Genomic DNA, 18,745 nt, shown 5'->3' on the forward strand with positions numbered 1-18,745 from the left:
CAGACAAGCGGTTAACCTCTCCTTCTTCCATCCAGACTATACTGTCGGTCCCGGAATTTCACCGGGTCCACCGTTCGCGTCAACAACGCGAGCCGGGTAGCGGACTAAGTGTGGTAGATAAACTTAATAAATAAGCACTCTACAACAACATCACCGCCGGTAGGGAATTACACCCTGCCCTGAAGGATTGATCCTTTATTTAATTGAGGTTCAAGTTTTCCTTACTAACAAAATTATCACTTACACCTTCGAAATGCAAGTGCGTTTTATATATTTACTTAAAATTTGTAACTTAATTCTGAGAGGTATGGTGATTACTAGAAGAAACGACATGGTAATATATAGCCTGCAAATGTACAGTTAAAACCCATTCCATACATTTACATAACAAAAGAAAAAGCGCCTGGACTGTATCTCCAGGCGCTTTTTCTTTTTCTTTTTCTTTTTCTTTTTCTTTTTCCAATTACAATCCGCGTTCTTGTTGTTTCAACAAATCACGAATTTCCGTTAGCAACACGATATCTTCTGCGGGTGCTGGCGTCTCCACCACTTCAACTTTAACGGCTTCTTTACGCTGGAATTTATTAGCCAATTTAATCACCATAAAGATTGAGAAGGAAATAATAAAGAAATCAACTACCGCCTGCAAAAATTGCCCATAAGGAATAATCAGTTCATTATGCATAACCATAACACTTAGAGCCCGATCCTTCAGATCTATACCACCTGTTATCAAGCCGACAATTGGCGTAATGATGTCAGATACTAATGAAGTCACAATCTTACCAAAAGCTGCTCCGATAACGACAGCAATGGCTAAATCTAGTACATTTCCTTTCAGGGCAAAAGCTTTAAACTCTTTCCACATCTTCCAATTCTCCTCCAACCTATTGAATTTGAAATTATTATAGCATAGCCGCTTCCCAAATCTTAAGGCTTGTTAAGAAACTATTAAGTTTACTTTTTACTTTTACATGCCGCCATTGGGAAGTTCGCCTGTCTCATCTTTGGTATGTGGAAGGCTTTATGATAGCTTTAAGTTTTTCAAAGAGCTAAACAAACTGTTTCCCATCGATCCTCGCCGGCCTTGAAATAAGGATTTCAATCGAGAATATTGTATACTTCTTGTAGTACGGACGGTATAGAGGCCTGTATAAAAATTCGAGAAACACAAAAATTCCCGATTATTATGTTATCTGCCAAGGGTCAGGAACTAGATAAAATTACTGGACTCAGTAATACACTCATGGTACACATTCGAAAAATCAGAGAAAAAATTGAAGCTAAGCCGAGTAAACTACTGTATTTAAAGACGGTATAGGGCGTTGGCTACAAACTGGAAAAAGGAGGTTCTTCTAGTTGAACTTTAAAAGATTCGATACCTTATCTTGGAAAATAGTTGGCTTTAGCCTAACGAGTCTAGCTCTTACAGCAGCAATTTTATTGGTCGGCTATTATGGGACATCCCTTTTGCTATGGCTCAATCCTTCTCATTCCTTCTGGGGCGTTAAACTCATCCGCTGGGTGACCAATAACATCGGTTCTACTTCTATAGTGATTCTCATTGGGGTTCCTTTATTTATTTTTTTCATCCTGAAGCTATCCAGAAATACAACAAGCCATCTTCATAACATTTCAAGCGGGGTTCAAGCGATTGCTGACGGCAACTTATCTTTCAAGGTACCAGTAACAGGAACGGATGAACTCGGTAAACTCGCGGAAAATATGAACCTCATGGCGGGCAAGCTAAAATCCGCTATAGATGAAGAACGAGCAGCAGCGAAAGCAAAAAACGACCTAATCACTGGTGTATCCCATGATCTTCGAACCCCTCTAATTTCTGTACTGGGATTCCTGGAATATGTGGAGAAGGATCGTTATAAGAACGAGGTTGAGCTGCGTTATTATGTGAATATCGCCTATGAGAAGTCCCTGACTCTTAAAAAGCGAATCGACGATTTATTTGAATATACACGTGTTAGCAGCAACGGGCTTCCCCTTAATATGGAGCCTTTAGATCTCGGCAAGCTGCTCAAAAAGCTTGTCGAGGAATTCGCTCCCGTATTGGAGCAAGCGGATATGACCTGCCGTATTCATACGGATATGGGCCCTTTGATTATCCATGGTGATGCGGACGAGTTAGTACGATTATATGAGAACCTATTTACCAATGCGGTTAGATACGGTAAAGAAGGTAAAATTCTAGATATTTCCGTTTATAGAAAAGATAACAGTGTGATTACTACATGCACGAATTACGGTAACCCGATCCCTGCCACGGACCTCCCCCACTTATTCAAGCGATTTTATCGTGTAGATAAGTCACGTTCCAGGGAGACTGGCGGAAGCGGCTTAGGACTCGCGATTGCCAAGAGCATCACAGAGCTCCACTGTGGAACAATTTCAGCCAAAAGCTCACGTAAACAAACCGAATTCGAGACTTCCTTCCCTGCGAGTGAATAGGTTCTGAACACAAACAAAAGCACCCGACTATAATCACGCCGGGTGCTTCTTTCCATTCAATTTCAAATCATACTTATTCACTTACTTTAAGTTTCCTCCACGTCTAAACACACGGTTTAGAATATAGCCTATGGCTATTAATCCAATACCTGTCATGTAGAGCGGCGCAGGGCTACTTTCTCCCGTCTTTGGAAGCTGAGGGGCACTTGAAGTGCTGTTGTTGATGGTACCTTTCGGAACTTCCTCATCAACAATGTCGACTTCACCCAAAGGAACATTTTCATCTGTAATAACTAAATCAGGAGTTCCTTCTTCTTCTGATGTCGCGGATTCCAGATCGGTCGTATTCCCAGGGCCAGCAGGTACTGCCGGATCATTGATGATTACTCCTGGCACCAGCGAACTCGTAGGTGTAGGTGTTAACGGACCTCCTGGGGCTCCTGAGGTTGGTGTAGACGCAGGTCCTGATGTCGGCTCTGTTGACGGAGTAGCCGTCGGTTCCGATGAAGCTGCTGGTGTTGCGGTTGGGACTATAGTTGGTTCTGGCGTTGTAGTAGGCGTAGGCTCAACTGCTTTTTTATTCGTAATTATGAGTTGATTCGTTGATGAAGAATGAATGGACACTGGATGCTCTTTAGGATCAAGTACATAGCCACTAGGAGCTGTCGTCTCAATCAATACGTAGTTACCCAACCATAATTTATTGAATGTTGCTGTACCAGCGGAATCTGTGGTTAAGCTATTAATAAATACCCGGTCTGAGCCGTTAAGGCGATAGAGTGCAAAAGTTGCATCTGCCAGCGTCTTCAAGTTGTCCTCTGCATCCAGCTTCTTAATCATCAAGGAACCTCTAACCCCGCTGCCTGATCCTGATCCACTCGACACACCGACGATAATTTCTTTAGAAGAATCTTTGCTTATTTCGATAACATTAAAACCACTGAAACGAACAGAATTAATTACTTTGTCTCCTGTATTCGCCATAATCAGGGATTGATAGTCTAGAATATAAGGTTTACTAATCTCCTTGGCGAAGCTTAAATCAAACGACTGCTTGCCGTCTACATCCGTTTTTATTTCTAAACTGTAATCGATACCCTGAATCAATTCAGGCTCGCTTTTTGTTACATCCCCGTTTTCAGCTACGATTGTAGGATACAGATGGAATGAATCCTGCAGCAGAATCTGATTAGCGCTAGGAGTATCGTTGATTAACGCATTCTTCACAGTAGACTGACTACGATTAATTTGAATGCTCCAATCGATTTTTTCGCCATTCTGAACACCATTTTTCAAGAGATATTCGTCTCCATAAGGAATCTTTACGGTAGCGTTCAAATCCTTGGATACCTTTTTTGCCCCATCATAGAGACTGGCTTTATTATCAATAGAAGTGCCAATGACTTTGCCTTCAAGACTTGTATGAAATTCTATATAATACGCGGATTGAATAGCATCTGTAAAGGAAAGCTTCAGCTCATTATTACCATTAACACTGTAAGTGTATTTGCTACTATTTACCTCGACACCTTTCGTTGGGTCTCCATTCTTAGCAACATTCATGGTGTATACTTTCAGCGATCCAGGAACCAGGGTTTGACCCGATTTCAAAATATCCACGACTTCTGGCTCTGCAACCGTTTTGCTATTATAATTGACCCCTAATGTCCAAGCTAATTCTTTAGTTGAAGCATTATAAGAACCAAACTTCAAACCATTGCTTTTCGCTTCCGTTCTTGGAATAAATAGCCCTTCTGCTTCTGTTGTGCGAGGAATTTCGGACGTGTCTAACCAGTCCATCCTAACCTTGCTATTGAAATTTTCAGTATTAGACCAAATCCAATCCTTATTAAATTCCGTTGTATAGCTAATCGTATAAAGACCAGTAATCTGCGAATTAAAGACAACCTTGAATCCTTTATTAGCCTGAACAGGAGCATTGTAAACCAAACTATATTTGGAAGGATTCAATACATTCCCATTAGAATTTCTAATTACGAGTGATTCCGGAATAAACTTCAGTCCGCCAAACGGGAATGACTCCGTAACTTCAACCTGACCCATTGGATAGTTATCACTGTTTAATGTGACTTTCCATCCAACCGTTTTATTCTGATAATCTACGCCTGATAAGTTCTTATACAAAATGGCTGACCGTATTAAGCGTGTAGCTTCTCCAGTATAGGTACTGTCCGTAACTGTATTAGTGATTATGGTATCTTCAAACACACGCTTTACAGCTTTGGTCTTATATTCGATTCGATAAGGAGATGTTACATCTTGTTTAAATTGTAAGGTGAACCCTGACTTATTCACGTCTGAAGCTGCAACTACAGTATAATCAATATCCTTGGTCAAAAGATTACTCAACGTTGCTGTACCCGCTGAATCCAGTTGCACCGTGTATACTTTTATAGAATTGGCTACTAACGCTTGAGAATCATTAAACAAATCCTTTAGTACAGCATTTCCTTGCGGAATCTTTTTTTTATTATAGTTATATTCGATTGCCCAGGAAATGATTTGATTGCTCCAGTCATATCCGCTAGAGTACTTGTTCAAACTTCCTCCTCGTTCTACTTGAACAGTAGCAGAAGAACTTGCAGGAACTTGCCCATCTCCTGTAAAAGTCGCTGTATTCGTGAAGCTTAGCCGATGCTCATCAGTAATAGCTGTGGAGTATTCAATACGGTAAGCACTCGAAATCACAGGATCAGTGAAATGAACATTTAACGATCCTCCAGTGAACTCTGTAGAATATTTACTGGTATCGAGTAGTGCGCCTTGTGTTACCGAACCATCCAACTGGATACTCAGTTGATACACACTCACAGTAACCGGAGTGCTAAGTGACAAACCTGTTGGTATAGGGTCCGTTACGACTGCATTTCCAACAGTTTTTAATGATTTATTTACGTCAACAGACCATAGAATATGGTCTGCATTAAACCCCTGAGGAATCCCCCTCTTCTCAATGGTCGATCCTACATTCGGTTTAAAATTCACAGTAACCGTCTGAACACCACCGCTCACCGGAAATAAAATCTGCTGAACAGTACTTCCTGAGATTTTTTGTTTATCAAACTTAGTATTGATCCGAAGCGTTCCTTGCACGTCATCATGCGTTTCTATGTAGTCGTTAAAGGTCATTGTTACTTGGTGTGATAACTGCTCAACTGTAAAAGTTCCTACATCTCCATCCTCTGAGACCAACAAGCCGCTAATATCATTAAAAAGCTGAAACTGCTCTGGAAGCTGAAAGGTAAAGGTGTCACCTTGCTTGTACGGATGAGCTTTAGGAAGAGACCACGTATAATCTAATGTTACATTAGCTTCTTGCTCATAGACGCTATCCGTAACCGTCTGCCCGTCTTCACCATATACAGCCATTGAGACACTGGTGATGATATTCCGCTCTTGATCGATTGCCGCTGCTTGTACTTGTGGAGTGAACCCGATGCCATAGGCATATTGCGCTACAAGCATCAGAATAACGATCAACACACTTATTCTTTTCTTTAACATTATCCTAAAGCCTCCAATTCCTTTTCCAATTTGATTTTTCTATGTTTGTATCCCCTCTTGAAGCGTAATCTCTGCCATTCCTCATGCTCGAATGCTTCTTATGTAATTCCGCGCCCATTGCTCCATCTTATGTTAAAATAATGAAAAGCCATCCTTTTGTGGGTAGCTGACAGAATGCATACATATATAACCATTTTTTGGATGTTTCGAAACAGAAAATATCAAAAATTTACAAAGATGTTTTTTGAAGTGCTTTTTAGGTACGAAGGAGGTTGGTTCCATGCATCTTTCATCTTATTTTGATCGACAGCGTACGGAGGATTTCATTATGTTCTCCCCTTCACATTGGATTGCTCTGTCTATCATTACATTGGTCTGTATACTGTTTTACAGTTTAAGATTCGAGATTCGGACTGATGTGAGACTTCGGCAAAGTGTGCGCTTGCTGCTGATTATTATTCTTTTGTTCTCAGAAACAGGACTTCAAATATGGTACCTCTCTCAAGGCGTATGGCAATCCAGCAGCTCACTCCCGCTCGAACTATGCGGAATTACTTTACTACTATCCGTTATCATGCTGATCACTCGCAGCCGAGCACTATATTCCTTTCTGTATTTTGCTGGGATTGGTGGAGCATTCATTGCTTTACTCACACCGAATCTGGTCTATCCATTCCCTCATTTCCGATTTCTACTGTTCTTTATAGCACATGGTGGTATTGTTCTCGCTTCTCTTTATATGACCTGGATTGAGGGCTATAAGCCCACTTGGAAATCCCTCCTGTTCACCATGCTTGGACTAAACATTGTGGCCGCTTGTGTGTGGATCGCCAATTACATCCTAGGATCTAACTACATGTTCTTATCTCATAAGCCCAGCACTTATTCTGTATTGGATTATTTCGGGCCTTATCCTTATTACCTGCTTGTTGAAGAGTTGTTTGCCTTCATTGTGTTTCTGCTCATGTATTTGGTATTCTTCTGGGTGCCAGAGCAGCGTAAATCGAGACGTAAACGAATAAGCCGGATTCCCTATTAAATAAGAAAAGGCCAGCCTCCGATAATCCGGAGACTAGCCTTTTTAAATTAAGAATTCTTAAGCTTCGATGATTTCTACCGAAGTCATTTTGTCGCGTCCTTTGAAAGTATCAACAAGATCCATACCTTCAACTACTTTACCGAATACAGTGTGAACTCCATCCAAGTGTGGTTGCGGTGCATAGCAGATGTAGAACTGGCTTCCGCCTGTGTTCTTACCCGCATGTGCCATAGCAAGTGTTCCGCGCTCGTGCTTGTTTGGGTTGATTTCGCAGTTGATTGTGTATCCTGGACCACCAGATCCAGTTCCGTTAGGACATCCGCCTTGAGCTACGAAACCAGGGATAACACGGTGGAATGTCAATCCATTGTAGAAACCATCTTTTGCTAGCTTTTCAAAGTTAGCTACAGTGTTTGGTGCATCTTGATCGAACAAGTCAATCAGCACTACGCCGCCATTTTCAAGAGTAATTTTCGCTTGCTTTGCCATATGTAAATGACCCCTTTCAAAATTAACAAATTTAGAATACCTCAATTATATTACTATGAAACTACGCACAAAGCAAAGCAAGCAGGAGTAATTCCTGCTTGCTCTTTATGCCTTACCAGTTTTCCCTACCTAACATTAACGGCTGTTACTTAGCAACAGCAGCTTGTTTAGCGATACGCTCAGGAACAATATCGTTGGCAATAAGATCATTATAGCTTTCGCGACGCACTACAAGATCGCTGTGTCCGTTCTGAACGAACACTAAAGCCGGACGACGAAGCCGGTTGTAGTTGCTCGCCATGGAGTAATTGTAAGCGCCTGTGCAGGCTACAGCCAACAGATCGCCGCTTTCAGCCTCAGGCAGCTCTACATCCCAGATCAGCATATCTCCGCTCTCGCAGCATTTACCAGCGATGGATACAGTTTCTGTAGCCTCTTCATTCGCACGATTAGCAAGTAATGCCTCATATTTAGATTGGTACAATGCAGGACGTGGATTATCAGTCATCCCACCGTCGACGGCAACGTACTTACGCACGCCTGGGATATCCTTGTTCGTACCTACTGTATAAAGTGTAGTACCTGCATCTCCAACAATACTACGGCCCGGCTCCACCCAAATTTCAGGCAAAGCATTATAGATTCCAGCAAAATGAGTCTTCACGGCATCCGTAATTGCAGTTACATATTCAGAAACATGTAATGGGGTATCCCCCTCAACATAACGAATACCAAAACCTCCACCTAGGTTTACTACACGGAAGTCCACTTCCAAACCTTCTTTAACACTACGAGCAAAACTCGCTACACGTTCAACAGCAAGCTGGAATCCATCCGTTTCAAAAATTTGAGAACCAATATGGGAATGTACGCCAAGCAGCACTAAATTCTTTTTGCTGACTGCCGCTTTAACTGCTTCATAAGCTGATCCATTACCGATATCAAATCCAAATTTGGAATCGGTCTGGCCTGTTGTTATATACTCATGCGTATGAGCTTCGACACCTGGTGTCACACGTAACAAGATGTTAACCTTAACTTCTTTACGTGATGCAATCGACTGCAAAAGATTAAGCTCTACCAGATTATCGACTACAAAACAGCCGATCCCGGCATCAATCGCCATTTCGATCTCTTCAGACGTCTTATTGTTGCCGTGAAAATGAATGCGTTCTGCAGGAAAGCCAGCTTGCAAAGCAGTATAAAGTTCGCCATCAGATACAACATCAAGCGATAAGCCTTCTTCATCAGCCAAACGAACCATAGCCATTACTGAGAACGCCTTACTTGCATAAGCTACTTGGAACCCAAGTCCAGAGGATTTAAAAGCATCCATATATTCCCGGCAACGTTGTCTCACCAATTGCTCGTCCAATATATATAGCGGGGTTCCATATTCCGCCTTCAATTCAGTTACATCACATCCGCCGATCTCCAAATGCCCAGCATCGTTAATTCGGCTAGTACCGTGTAGAAACATTCTTTAGTCCTCCAATTTCTGTGGAATATCAAGGTTCCACCCTGTCTTTAGTGTATTCAGTATAACAGACAGTGGGAACTCCATTGAATGGACTAATTTGCAGTAGTTTTGTATTTTCCTACGATTGTTAATCATTCTTTTGAGTAGGCGGCACCCTTGTATTGTCTCTAGTTTTGTTGAAAGACGGCCTTGTCTTCGAGCTTAAGACTGGCTTACGCACTAGAATTTCACTCATTGCCTTTGCATTAAAAGGTATAAACGGCCACATATAAGACGAGTTATAGGAGCGATGGGTAGTAAGGAAAATAGTCAGTAGCGTCGTGCCAATCATAAATCCTGGCACCTGGAATGCCGCTACGGCAACTAGCAACGCAAGCCTGACGATTCGATTCGCAAGACCCAGCTCATAACTCGGGGTTGCAAACATACCAATGGAGGCTACAGCCATATACAGAACTACCTCGTTTACAAACAAACCACTCTGAACCGCTATATCGCCAATCAATATAGCTGCAATCAGACCCATCGCTGAACCTAAAGGCGTTGGTGTGTGTACTGCAGCCATCCGCAGTAAATCAACCCCAAGCTCCACAATTAGAAACTGGGCGAGTATTGGAATTCTGGCGGTCTTTTGAGGTCCAATGAAATCCAGCATAGCCGGCTTTAGTTCAGGATGAATGACAAGCAACATCCATAGCGGCAGCAGGAACATGGACGCAAATATACCGATGAAACGGACCCACCGCAAGTACGTTCCCATAAAAGGAGTCTGACGATTCTCCTCTGCATGCTGACAAAGATCAAAAAAAGTAGTCGGAAGAACAATAACAATTGGTGAGGTATCTACAAACAGTATTACCCGTCCCTCCAATAAATTGGAAGCTACGACGTCGGGGCGTTCAGAATAACGCACCATAGGATATGGATTCCATCCACCGCCGATAATCGCCTCCTCTAATTGTTTATCTGCCAGAGGAATACCATCAATATCAATGCTTTTGATTTTGTCGATAACAGACATAACCTGTGTTTTATCAACGATATCATCAATGTAAGCCACGCATACATCTGTTTGTGTCCGTCGTCCAACCCGAAATAGCTCATATTTCAGCCCTGGATCTCGAACCCGTCTTCTGACAAGCGAGATATTGCTCAGTAAAGTCTCTGTAAAACCGTCGCGCGCACCGCGCACCACCCGATCAATCGAAGGCTCGGCTGGACTGCGACTAGGGTAAGAACGAGTATCCATGATGATAACTTTGTTCTCACCTTCGACGAATAGCACGCTCAAGCCTTCAAGTACCTTCTCGATACTTTCGCTTAAAGAATTCCCCTCTTCCACCTGGATGTGAGGGACATATTCATTCATAAAGCTAGACAGCACACCCGTAGACAGATTCTCAGAGGTGAGATAGGTCAGACGTTTTAGAATATCATCGGTCACATCTGTGTTGGTAAAACCACTTAAACAGAGTAGAGCTGTCTTATGTCCGCCAAAGGACATCTGTCTGAACGTTACATCAAAGCTTGTGCCCAGTCCCATTACCTCAGTAAGTGTTTGTTTCGTATCTTGCAAGGACATTGGGATTTCATCATTACCTTGCCAGTAAATGACGGATTCTTTTAATGAGTTGGAGTGCTCGCGATCTCGTTTCTTCTGTAGCTTGCTGCTTCCCTTTTTATTGCTGTCTTGTGACTCTTGTTGCGCTTGCTTTTTAGATAGTTTGGACTTTGGCGTCACTTTGGCTTGAGATTCTTCCCCGGACTCTGTTGCGGACTCTGATCCGCCTGTTTGTTGGGTATTCTGATCTTGCGCCTCATCTTCGGATTCAGAGTCTGAATCTAAGCCGAATAACCTGGCAAAAAATCCTTTACTAGGCTCATTCTGCTCCTGATTCCCGAGCTCATCTGACGCCTCTGCATCCTGCTGCCCGGAATCCGGCTGTGCAGCTTCATCGCTTTGCTCTTCTGCCCCAAGCTCATCCGATGCCTCTGCATCCTGCTGCCCGGAATCCGGCTGTTCTGATGCTTCAGTGCTTTGCTCTTCTGCCCCTAGCTCCGTAGATGCTTCTGCATCCTGTTGCCCGGAATCCGGCTGAGCTGATGCTTCAGCGCTTTGCTCTTCTGACCCTAGCTCCGCAGATGCTTCTGTATCCTGTTGCCCGGAATCGGGCTGTGCTGACGCTTCGGTACTCTGCTCTTCTGCCCCTAGCTCCGCAGATGCTTCTGCATCCTGCTGTTCTTGACTCGGATCAGTTGCTGTAGTATTTTCCGCCGGATCTGCGTCTTCACTGGTCATAGAAGCTCCGTTAACCTCGGTATGATCATCAACTAGATCCTCTGCGGTATTCTTCATTGCTGCGGCAGCCGCAGCGTTTTCTTCCTGATGATCCTCTTCTGGCACAGAATCACCGCTGTGAATAAATTTGCTCATTCCATAACCCCCGTTTACTGTCGGTATACAAACCAGTCGAACAAAGAACCCGCGACCTTCCCGCTTACCATCGCCATTAACAGCCCGAACAAATAATGTGTCATGTTCAAGCGTTTAGCGAGTATCGGCAGCACATTTAATACCTCGGTCAATGCTGCAGCGAGCATCCCTACAAAAATCCCGTCAAAAAGTCCTATACCAAGTTCAACTAAAGGACCTGAGGATATTTTCCAATTCCAAAAATCACTTACGGTTCCTAGCAATGATCCAACTACCATCGCACCCTCGTACCAATGTACTTTATCGTAAGAAGAAGTTAATTGAGCCAGACGGGGCACCATGTCGAGAACCACAAATAAAGCGATCACACCACCACCTACAGCGATCCCCCCTGCAATACCCAGCAGCAAATTCAACCCTAGTGTTATAGGTGCCGTCATCTTCCGTCCTCCACGTTCTCTGGTTGATTTTCTCCACGGCGCCTCATTTTGCTATACTCCTCATTAATGACGTATTGGTCGATATTTTTCTGATACAGGTACATTTCCACTTCTAGCGGTGTAGGCTCTTCATTCCACTTTTTCTTAAATAAATGGTTGAAAAAAATGACCATCCCAAAGCCGATTCCTACAGAATACGCAATCTGAAATACAACCGGATGCTCATCCCGATGACCGGTGATCATCTCCACGATTCGGATTTGAACCTCCTGCATGTTTACATCCGCATGGAAATTCATGATGGTCAGCGCAGACCCAAAGAACAGCAGCAGCCACACTAAGACAAACATCGCTACTGAAGGCTTCCGCCTCTCCACTGGACCTTCAATCTGAACAATCGTTCTGCCTTCGCCGATCGGCTCAATGTCCGCTTCCGGCAAAAGCTCATAAATGCGGGGAATAACCATCAGAAGATCAATCAATATCAGATTGCCGTCACTTTGCTCTGGTTTCATTAGCAGAATAGATTCCAGCGACTCTTTCAGCTCTGGCTCCGCGATCAAAAATGCAATATCACCCAATGTGACACCTTTACCTTTGGGCACCGTCACCCGGTTCTTAAGCTGTATATAGATGGCGGGAGCAGAATGTTGTTTCATCCGCATTCCTCCTAAAGGTTGTGGTCAAGTAGCTCCGGTGCAAGATAACGGTAGTATGGGAGTAAAGCCTTATTTTTACTCTTGTAGCTCTGAATCAATTTCCAAAGATGCTGAAATGTTGAATTTTTATTGGTATCGGGAATGCTTACCCCACCTTACAATCTTGTTATAAAAGAGAAAGGGAGGAGTTTTATGTAAACGGATACAAACATCGCTAAACTAAGGGCGCCTGTTGTTAAAATCCTAATCCGGAGGTTATGATCATGAACAAACAGAACTCAAAAACAACGTTCAAATTGTTCGTTTGCCTGTCTCTCGTGTTTAGTATGTGTTTCAACTTTGGGAATAACAAACCAGCGGAAGCTGCTACGACTTTTGCAAAAGGGGCTGATGTAGGCTGGCTATCGGAGATGGAGTACTATAATTGGTCTTTTTACAATGATAACGGTGTGAAACAAGACCTACTGCAAATTCTCAAAGATCACGGAATGAACTCCATTAGACTACGGGTCTGGGTTAACCCTTCCATTAATTTCTCTAACAAAGCCGATGTTGTGAAACAGGCCGTTCGGGCCAAGAACATGGGTTTCCGAATCATGATTGACTTTCATTACAGTGATACATGGGCAGATCCCGGCAATCAGAAGAAACCTGCTGCCTGGACCAGCAAGAACTTTACAGCTCTAAAGACAGCGGTATATGACCACACGTATGATGTTATGAATACACTCAAAGCTAGCGGTGTTACGCCGGAATGGGTACAGGTAGGGAACGAGACGAATAATGGAATGCTTTGGGAGGATGGAAAAGCTTCTGTAAGTATGAGTAATTTTGCCGCGTTGATCAATTCAGGATATAGTGCAGTAAAAGCGGTCAGTAGTAGTTCAAAAGTCATCGTCCACCTCTCTAACGGCTACGACAATTCCTTATTCCGCTGGATGTTTGACGGTCTGAAGTCTAACGGTGCCAACTATGATGTGATCGGCATGTCACTATATCCCACTACAAGCAACTGGTCTACACTGAACGCTCAGACATTAACGAATATAAATGATATGGTTGCCCGGTATGGTAAAGAGGTGATCATTTCAGAGGTCGGCATGGACGTTAGTGCTCCAACAACGGCGAAAGCTTTTCTTACCGACATCATTAGCAAAACAAAATCGGTAAGTGGCGGCAAAGGGCTTGGCGTGTTCTATTGGGAACCGGAGAGTTATGGTACATGGTACGCTTACACAAAAGGTGCCTTTGATTCTTCTGGTAAGCCTACGGTGGCTTTAGATGCCTTTTTGAATTAAAAAAGAAGACAGCCACGGTGCTTAACCATTGGCTGTCTTCTTTTCTAATAATCTTTAGAAATGGAGCGAATCCAGTTTCTTGCCTTCAAAATCAAACAGAGCTAAATTGGACCACCCATTCTCATGCCCAACAGACCATTCCTTTTGCGAAGGAATCCAAGCAGGCTCCCAGTAATAAAAGCCGATTCCTTTTCCGTTAGGTGTATTCTCAATTACGTTTATGAAATCCTTCATATACTTAGCTTGACCCTCTTCTGTGGCTGGATAACCATCATGGAGCTGGGCTTCCTCATTCACAATTACTGGAAATCCTTCAGGTGCATTCAGTGTCCATGGATAGGCTGTTTCCACCACAATGATATCCTTGTTATAACGCAGCGCTAATTCGTTCAGGTTAAGCTGTAAGTCGTCCAAAGTACCATGCCACCAAGAGTAGAATGATAATCCGATAACATCATAATTTACACCATGTTCTAAGAAACGATCAAAAAAGTTACGGCTCGCCGGATGATCAGCACCCCGGTCAATATGGATCATGATGGACAAGTCAGAATCGACGGATTTCGCACCCGCTATACCTGCTTTAACTAGCGTAGTGAACTGCTCCCACTGCTCCGGAGTATCACAATCTCCATCAACCTTGCCTTCTCCCCATAACATGCCTGGCGTAATTTCATTACCGATCTGCACCATATCGGGCAGTGTGCCTTGGGACTGTAAAGCTTCAAGGGTCTCGCGTGTATACTCATACACGGCGGATGTCAAACCACTGAAGTCAAGTGCCTCCCAAGCTTTTGGCTTCCATTGGTTAGCTGGATCCGCCCATATATCTGAATAATGAAAATCCAGTAGAAAATCCAGCCCTGCTTCTTTGATCCGCTTTGCCATAACCAGCGTCCGTTCCAAATTGCAAAAGACACCTGGAGGGTCATTCCAAATCCGCAGCCGTATGGCATTTACTCCATTGTCCTTAAGGATGTGGAGTAAATCCTCACCTTCCTCAGCAGTCCGAACAGAGCGACTATGGAATTTGCCTCCACCCTGCTCTATTTCATCCAAAAACGAGATGTCCATTCCATTGATAAATGTCGTTATCATCATCCCTACTCCTTTACAGAACCAAGTGTCATTCCTTTAACAAAATACTTCTGCAAGAATGGATATACGATTAGAATAGGAGCAGCCCCGATAAAGATTTGCGCGGCTCTAACCGTTGTCTGCGAGATTAATTCCATCTCCTTCGGATTAATGCTCATGGAGCTCATATCCCGTTGAATGATAACGGTCTGCAGAAAGGTCGCCAGCGGAAACTGCTTGGAATTGTTCAAGTACAACAGTCCATCGAACCAGGAGTTCCAGTGGAACACCATACTAAACAGTGCAATCGTCGCAATCGATGGTAATGAAATCGGTAAGTAAATGCTGAACAAGGTACGGAAATGTCCTGCGCCGTCAATTAGCGAAGCTTCCTCCAAATCTTTAGGAATACCGCGGAAGAAGTTCAGCATCAGAATTACCAAGAATGTATTCACCGCACCTGGCAGAACGAGTACCCAGAAGGAATCCATTAAGCCAATCTTTTGAATAACAATATAGAATGGAATCAGACCACCATTAAACACCATGCTGAACACGAACAACCAGGAATAAACATTCCGACCTTTGAAGGCTGAGTTTTCCTTAGATAGCGGATAAGCTGCCAGAAAAGTAATCAGAAGCGTAAGTCCGGTTCCGAGTACAGTTCTTTGTACGGATACCCATATAGAGTGTAGGAATATCGGATTATTCATTGTCTTTTTATAAGCTTCCAGAGAGAACTGCTTTGGCCACAAGCCCACCAGATTGGCATCAGCCGCAGACTTGGCACTGAAAGATACAGCTAATACGTGAATCAGAGGAACAATACACATGAGTGCGAGTATGATCAGAAAACAAGTATTGAATATGTTGAAAATACGATAACCTCTAGTTTTGTAATACATAGGTCTCCCTCTTCCGTTGGTAGTTTAGAAAATGCGATATCCTGCCCATTTTTTAGCCAGACTGTACGAAACAAGGATTAGGACCATACTAATGGCTGACTTGAACAGTCCGATTGCTGTACCAAAGCCCATCTCACCATTCAGAATAGCTGTCCGGTATACGAAGGTGTCGATAATATCGCCTTTCTGATAGACCAGCGGATTGTAGAGGTTAAAGATCTGGTCAAACCCTGCATTCAATACATTTCCGAGAGCCAGAGTACCTACCACAACAACCATTGGCAGTAGAGAAGGCATTGTGATAAAACGTGTCTGTTTCCAGCGGGTTGCACCATCTATTTCAGCAGCTTCATATAATGAAGGGTTAATTCCTGCTAGAGCAGCCAGGAAGACGATCGTGTTATAACCAAATTCCTTCCATACATCCGTGAGAATGACCGTGAACCTAAACCAGTTATTATCTCCTAAGAAAAAGATGGGTTTAATCCCCATACTGCCGAGGATCTGATTGACGAAGCCATCTGTAGCAAGCAAATCTAGCAAGATCCCGCCAAGGATGACCCAAGACAAGAAGTGAGGTAAATAAACCAATGTCTGAATTGTACGCTGTATATAAACCTTGCGAATCTCATTCAAAAGAATGGCGAAAACAAATGGCACAGCCAGATTGAAGATCATCTTCAGAACGGCAATAATCAATGTGTTCCAAATGACCTGCATGCTGTCATTACGTTCAAATAGATAGCGGAAATTATCTAATCCAACCCACGCTGATCCCGAAATTTTTAGCCATGGCTTATAATCCTGAAACGCCATCACAATTCCGCCCATCGGTATAAAGCTGAAGATGATCAGGAATATCATCGCCGGCAGCAACATTAAGTGAAATGGCCATGTTTTTTTAAGTGTTCTCATCCTTGGTCCCCCATATCGTGTCAAGTTCTTCTGTAACCATACTCAAATTATAGCAACGACAGGATTCCCCAAATAGCGAGCAAAACCAATATATATGGTACAAAACCAATCTCTTTACCGTATAGAAACAGAAGCTAATTTATACAAATTCGGATAACCGCTAACGCAAAAAGAGACGGTTCCCACAGCTAAATAAACAGCTGAGGAAACAGTCCCTAATTGTGCTACTTATACCCTTAACAGAGCATTATTTTACGCTGTCATACCATTCATTTACTTCTTTAGTGATTTGGTCGCCGCCGCCTGATTTCCAGGTCGTTACGAAGGTATCGAAAGCTTCTAGTGGCTTGTTGCCATAGATGATCTCATTAAACGTTTGGTTCTCGATTTTGTTCAGATAATCCATCTTCGATTTCATAGTTTCAGTAGTAGGACCAGTGAACATATTTTTGAAGGATTTATCCTCTTGTGCCAGCAGAACCTTTGCAGCCGCAGGGGTATCCTTACCATAGTTCACAGCTACATCCTTCTCCAAACGAGTGGTTGGTTCAGCACCATCTGCAAGGTTAAGAAGAGCTTTCATTTGGGCATCCGGAATCCGGGCACCGTCACGAACCAGCATATAACGAACGCTGTTCACATAACCACCAGCAATTTTTTCATTATCAATCATCTTACCGTTTGCATCTAGTTCATAGTCATATCCTGCGAAGAGACCGTTATCTAGCTCGCTACCAGGCTTAGGATCAGCGAAGTTATCGAACAGATAGTTTTGATAGGTGAAGAATGCTTCTGGATTTTTCATTTTAGTGCTAATCAGAGTTACACCGTTGGTGAACTGTGTACCATGACGCATAACTTTACCATCTGGTCCCGCTGGAATTTCAATTGGAGCCCATACAGCATTCGGAGCATTCTTCACAGTATCCTGAAGCGGCCAACCGCTCATCCAGTAAGGTCCTGGGAGAATACCTGCTGTACCCGCCACTGCTGGCTCAGCTGTTTTGTTCTCATCCCAAAGTGCTGCTTCTTGAGGAATATAACCCTTTGCGAGCCATTCCTTCATTTTTTCCAGCCCTTGCTTCATACCTGCATTTACAGAACCGTATTCCAATTTACCATCAGCATCAAGATTCCACTGCTGTGGAAGAGTTCCGTAAGCACCGAAGATCCAAGAAGGATCGCCCATCCAAGTGTTCATCGATGTCTTAAAGCCGATACTGAGCGGAGTTACTTTATCTGGTGCCAAGCCATCAGGGTTCTGATTCTTGAAGGCATCCATAACCTTTTCCAGCTCATCAATCGTTTTAGGTGCTTGCATATTTAGCTTGTCTAGCCAATCTTGGCGGATCCAGAGAATGTAATCATGGTTGTACGCGTAATCAAGTACAGGAAGACCCATTTTTTTGCCATCGCGGCTGTATTGGTTCCATACGTTAGGATCCTGTGCCATGGCTTCTTTCCAAGTAGCTGAGGCGTATTTATCGAACAGGGTCCCCACTTCAGCATACATACCGGAATCGATCAAATCCTGAGCAATCGTGCTATCACCTGTACCGATCGTTACAACATCAGGCATTTCCTGACCAGATGACATCGACAGGCGTAGCTTGGTTCCAAAAGCACCATTCGTATCTGTGATGGACCAAAGTGATTTAATATTGATGCCGAACTTTTCTTTTGTCCACTTCGTAGCAACGTTATTCTCAATGCTTTCCCCGTTCTTGAATTTAAGCTCAGGGTCAACACCCCATACCGTTGTAATGGTTACCTCAGGATCATATTTATCCTTGTAGGCGTTTTCAGAATTAGATGTTGTATTGGTAGTCGTATCACCGGCTGTATTCTTTCCATCAGCGGCATTATTGCCCGAACAACCTGCGAGACTACCTACCAAAAGCATACTCATACACAGGAGCGGCAGCCATTTTTTTCTCTTCATCGCGCTCATTTTGTTCCCCCTTAGATTCCTTAAGTGTTGGTTATGACTTAATTATAGGGAACGAAGATGATGTCGAATA

Annotated in this window: 15 protein-coding genes, 1 pseudogene and 1 riboswitch; of the genes and pseudogenes, 4 read left to right on the forward strand and 12 right to left on the reverse strand. The window is 43.3% G+C overall.

Going from position 1 to position 18,745, the window contains the following annotated elements; all coding sequences use genetic code 11:
- Positions 1 to 15: 15 nt before the first annotated feature.
- Positions 16 to 191: riboswitch (FMN riboswitch) on the reverse strand.
- 101 nt (positions 192 to 292) lie between these two features.
- A complete protein-coding gene (locus MKX41_RS15545; RefSeq protein WP_340971620.1) occupies positions 293 to 463 on the reverse strand; it encodes a hypothetical protein in 171 nt (56 codons plus the stop codon).
- A complete protein-coding gene (gene mscL / locus MKX41_RS15550) occupies positions 464 to 868 on the reverse strand; it encodes a large-conductance mechanosensitive channel protein MscL (RefSeq protein WP_076284542.1) in 405 nt (134 codons plus the stop codon).
- A gap of 267 nt (positions 869 to 1,135) precedes the next feature.
- Here mscL and MKX41_RS32320 point away from each other — a divergent pair.
- Both MKX41_RS32320 and MKX41_RS15560 read left to right on the forward strand, forming a co-directional pair.
- Positions 1,136 to 1,237, forward strand: a pseudogene (locus MKX41_RS32320) (DNA-binding response regulator); the annotation flags it as partial.
- Between the two features lie 122 nt (positions 1,238 to 1,359).
- A complete protein-coding gene (locus MKX41_RS15560) occupies positions 1,360 to 2,463 on the forward strand; it encodes a sensor histidine kinase (protein ID WP_340971622.1) in 1,104 nt (367 codons plus the stop codon).
- Between the two features lie 81 nt (positions 2,464 to 2,544).
- On the opposite strand, the gene MKX41_RS15565 is transcribed toward MKX41_RS15560, so the two are convergent.
- Positions 2,545 to 5,988 carry a collagen binding domain-containing protein gene (locus MKX41_RS15565; protein ID WP_340971624.1) on the reverse strand — a complete coding sequence of 1,148 codons (3,444 nt, stop codon included), beginning with the start codon at positions 5,986 to 5,988 and terminating at the stop codon, positions 2,545 to 2,547.
- Positions 5,989 to 6,268: 280 nt separating this feature from the next.
- Between MKX41_RS15565 and MKX41_RS15570 the strand changes: the two genes are divergently transcribed.
- Positions 6,269 to 7,027, forward strand: a complete 759-nt coding sequence (locus MKX41_RS15570; RefSeq protein WP_076299557.1) for a YwaF family protein — start codon at positions 6,269 to 6,271, stop codon at positions 7,025 to 7,027.
- A gap of 57 nt (positions 7,028 to 7,084) precedes the next feature.
- Here the strand turns inward: MKX41_RS15570 and MKX41_RS15575 are convergent, their stop codons facing one another.
- The 5 genes from MKX41_RS15575 to MKX41_RS15595 form a co-directional block, all read right to left on the reverse strand.
- Positions 7,085 to 7,516 (reverse strand): peptidylprolyl isomerase, encoded by a 432-nt coding sequence (locus MKX41_RS15575; RefSeq protein ID WP_042190291.1) that lies wholly within the window; start codon positions 7,514 to 7,516, stop codon positions 7,085 to 7,087.
- Positions 7,517 to 7,661: 145 nt separating this feature from the next.
- Positions 7,662 to 8,996, reverse strand: coding sequence for a diaminopimelate decarboxylase (gene lysA / locus MKX41_RS15580; RefSeq protein ID WP_076284538.1), 1,335 nt, complete (start codon positions 8,994 to 8,996; stop codon positions 7,662 to 7,664).
- Positions 8,997 to 9,123: 127 nt separating this feature from the next.
- On the reverse strand, positions 9,124 to 10,737 hold the full coding sequence (locus MKX41_RS15585; protein WP_076284655.1) for a spore germination protein: 1,614 nt from the start codon (positions 10,735 to 10,737) through the stop codon (positions 9,124 to 9,126).
- 707 nt (positions 10,738 to 11,444) lie between these two features.
- Positions 11,445 to 11,870 carry a stage V sporulation protein AB gene (locus tag MKX41_RS15590; RefSeq protein ID WP_076284537.1) on the reverse strand — a complete coding sequence of 142 codons (426 nt, stop codon included), beginning with the start codon at positions 11,868 to 11,870 and terminating at the stop codon, positions 11,445 to 11,447.
- Complete coding sequence (locus MKX41_RS15595; protein WP_339266226.1) at positions 11,867 to 12,529, reverse strand: stage V sporulation protein AA; 663 nt, start codon at positions 12,527 to 12,529, stop codon at positions 11,867 to 11,869. Before MKX41_RS15595 ends, MKX41_RS15590 begins: the two co-directional genes overlap by 4 nt.
- A 263-nt stretch (positions 12,530 to 12,792) precedes the next feature.
- Between MKX41_RS15595 and MKX41_RS15600 the strand changes: the two genes are divergently transcribed.
- Positions 12,793 to 13,827, forward strand: coding sequence for a glycoside hydrolase family 53 protein (locus tag MKX41_RS15600; protein WP_340971629.1), 1,035 nt, complete (start codon positions 12,793 to 12,795; stop codon positions 13,825 to 13,827).
- A 54-nt stretch (positions 13,828 to 13,881) separates the two neighbouring features.
- Here MKX41_RS15600 and MKX41_RS15605 read toward each other — a convergent pair whose 3' ends face one another.
- The 4 genes from MKX41_RS15605 to MKX41_RS15620 form a co-directional block, all read right to left on the reverse strand.
- Positions 13,882 to 14,928, reverse strand: a complete 1,047-nt coding sequence (locus tag MKX41_RS15605) for a glycoside hydrolase family 53 protein (RefSeq protein WP_340971632.1) — start codon at positions 14,926 to 14,928, stop codon at positions 13,882 to 13,884.
- A gap of 2 nt (positions 14,929 to 14,930) precedes the next feature.
- Complete coding sequence (locus MKX41_RS15610; RefSeq protein ID WP_042190304.1) at positions 14,931 to 15,809, reverse strand: carbohydrate ABC transporter permease; 879 nt, start codon at positions 15,807 to 15,809, stop codon at positions 14,931 to 14,933.
- 24 nt (positions 15,810 to 15,833) lie between these two features.
- Complete coding sequence (locus tag MKX41_RS15615) at positions 15,834 to 16,724, reverse strand: ABC transporter permease (protein WP_042129685.1); 891 nt, start codon at positions 16,722 to 16,724, stop codon at positions 15,834 to 15,836.
- 247 nt (positions 16,725 to 16,971) lie between these two features.
- On the reverse strand, positions 16,972 to 18,675 hold the full coding sequence (locus tag MKX41_RS15620; protein ID WP_340971637.1) for a sugar ABC transporter: 1,704 nt from the start codon (positions 18,673 to 18,675) through the stop codon (positions 16,972 to 16,974).
- Between the last annotated feature and the right edge of the window lie 70 nt (positions 18,676 to 18,745).

Origin of the sequence: Paenibacillus sp. FSL R5-0475, from assembly GCF_038004585.1 — a bacterium.
Taxonomy (GTDB): Bacteria; Bacillota; Bacilli; order Paenibacillales; family Paenibacillaceae; genus Paenibacillus_AQ.

Excerpts from the sequence above, each read along its gene's own strand:
- MKX41_RS15570 (WP_076299557.1), top strand. The coding sequence starts at position 6,269 with ATGCATCTTTCATCTTATTTTGATCGACAGCGTACGGAGGATTTCATT.
- mscL (WP_076284542.1), bottom strand. The coding sequence starts at position 868 with ATGTGGAAAGAGTTTAAAGCTTTTGCCCTGAAAGGAAATGTACTAGAT.
- MKX41_RS15590 (WP_076284537.1), bottom strand. The coding sequence starts at position 11,870 with ATGACGGCACCTATAACACTAGGGTTGAATTTGCTGCTGGGTATTGCA.
- MKX41_RS15615 (WP_042129685.1), bottom strand. The coding sequence starts at position 16,724 with ATGAGAACACTTAAAAAAACATGGCCATTTCACTTAATGTTGCTGCCG.
- MKX41_RS15620 (WP_340971637.1), bottom strand. The coding sequence starts at position 18,675 with ATGAGCGCGATGAAGAGAAAAAAATGGCTGCCGCTCCTGTGTATGAGT.
- lysA (WP_076284538.1), bottom strand. The coding sequence starts at position 8,996 with ATGTTTCTACACGGTACTAGCCGAATTAACGATGCTGGGCATTTGGAG.
- MKX41_RS15575 (WP_042190291.1), bottom strand. The coding sequence starts at position 7,516 with ATGGCAAAGCAAGCGAAAATTACTCTTGAAAATGGCGGCGTAGTGCTG.
- MKX41_RS15565 (WP_340971624.1), bottom strand. The coding sequence starts at position 5,988 with ATGTTAAAGAAAAGAATAAGTGTGTTGATCGTTATTCTGATGCTTGTA.
- MKX41_RS15610 (WP_042190304.1), bottom strand. The coding sequence starts at position 15,809 with ATGTATTACAAAACTAGAGGTTATCGTATTTTCAACATATTCAATACT.
- MKX41_RS15605 (WP_340971632.1), bottom strand. The coding sequence starts at position 14,928 with ATGATGATAACGACATTTATCAATGGAATGGACATCTCGTTTTTGGAT.
- MKX41_RS15595 (WP_339266226.1), bottom strand. The coding sequence starts at position 12,529 with ATGAAACAACATTCTGCTCCCGCCATCTATATACAGCTTAAGAACCGG.
- MKX41_RS15600 (WP_340971629.1), top strand. The coding sequence starts at position 12,793 with ATGAACAAACAGAACTCAAAAACAACGTTCAAATTGTTCGTTTGCCTG.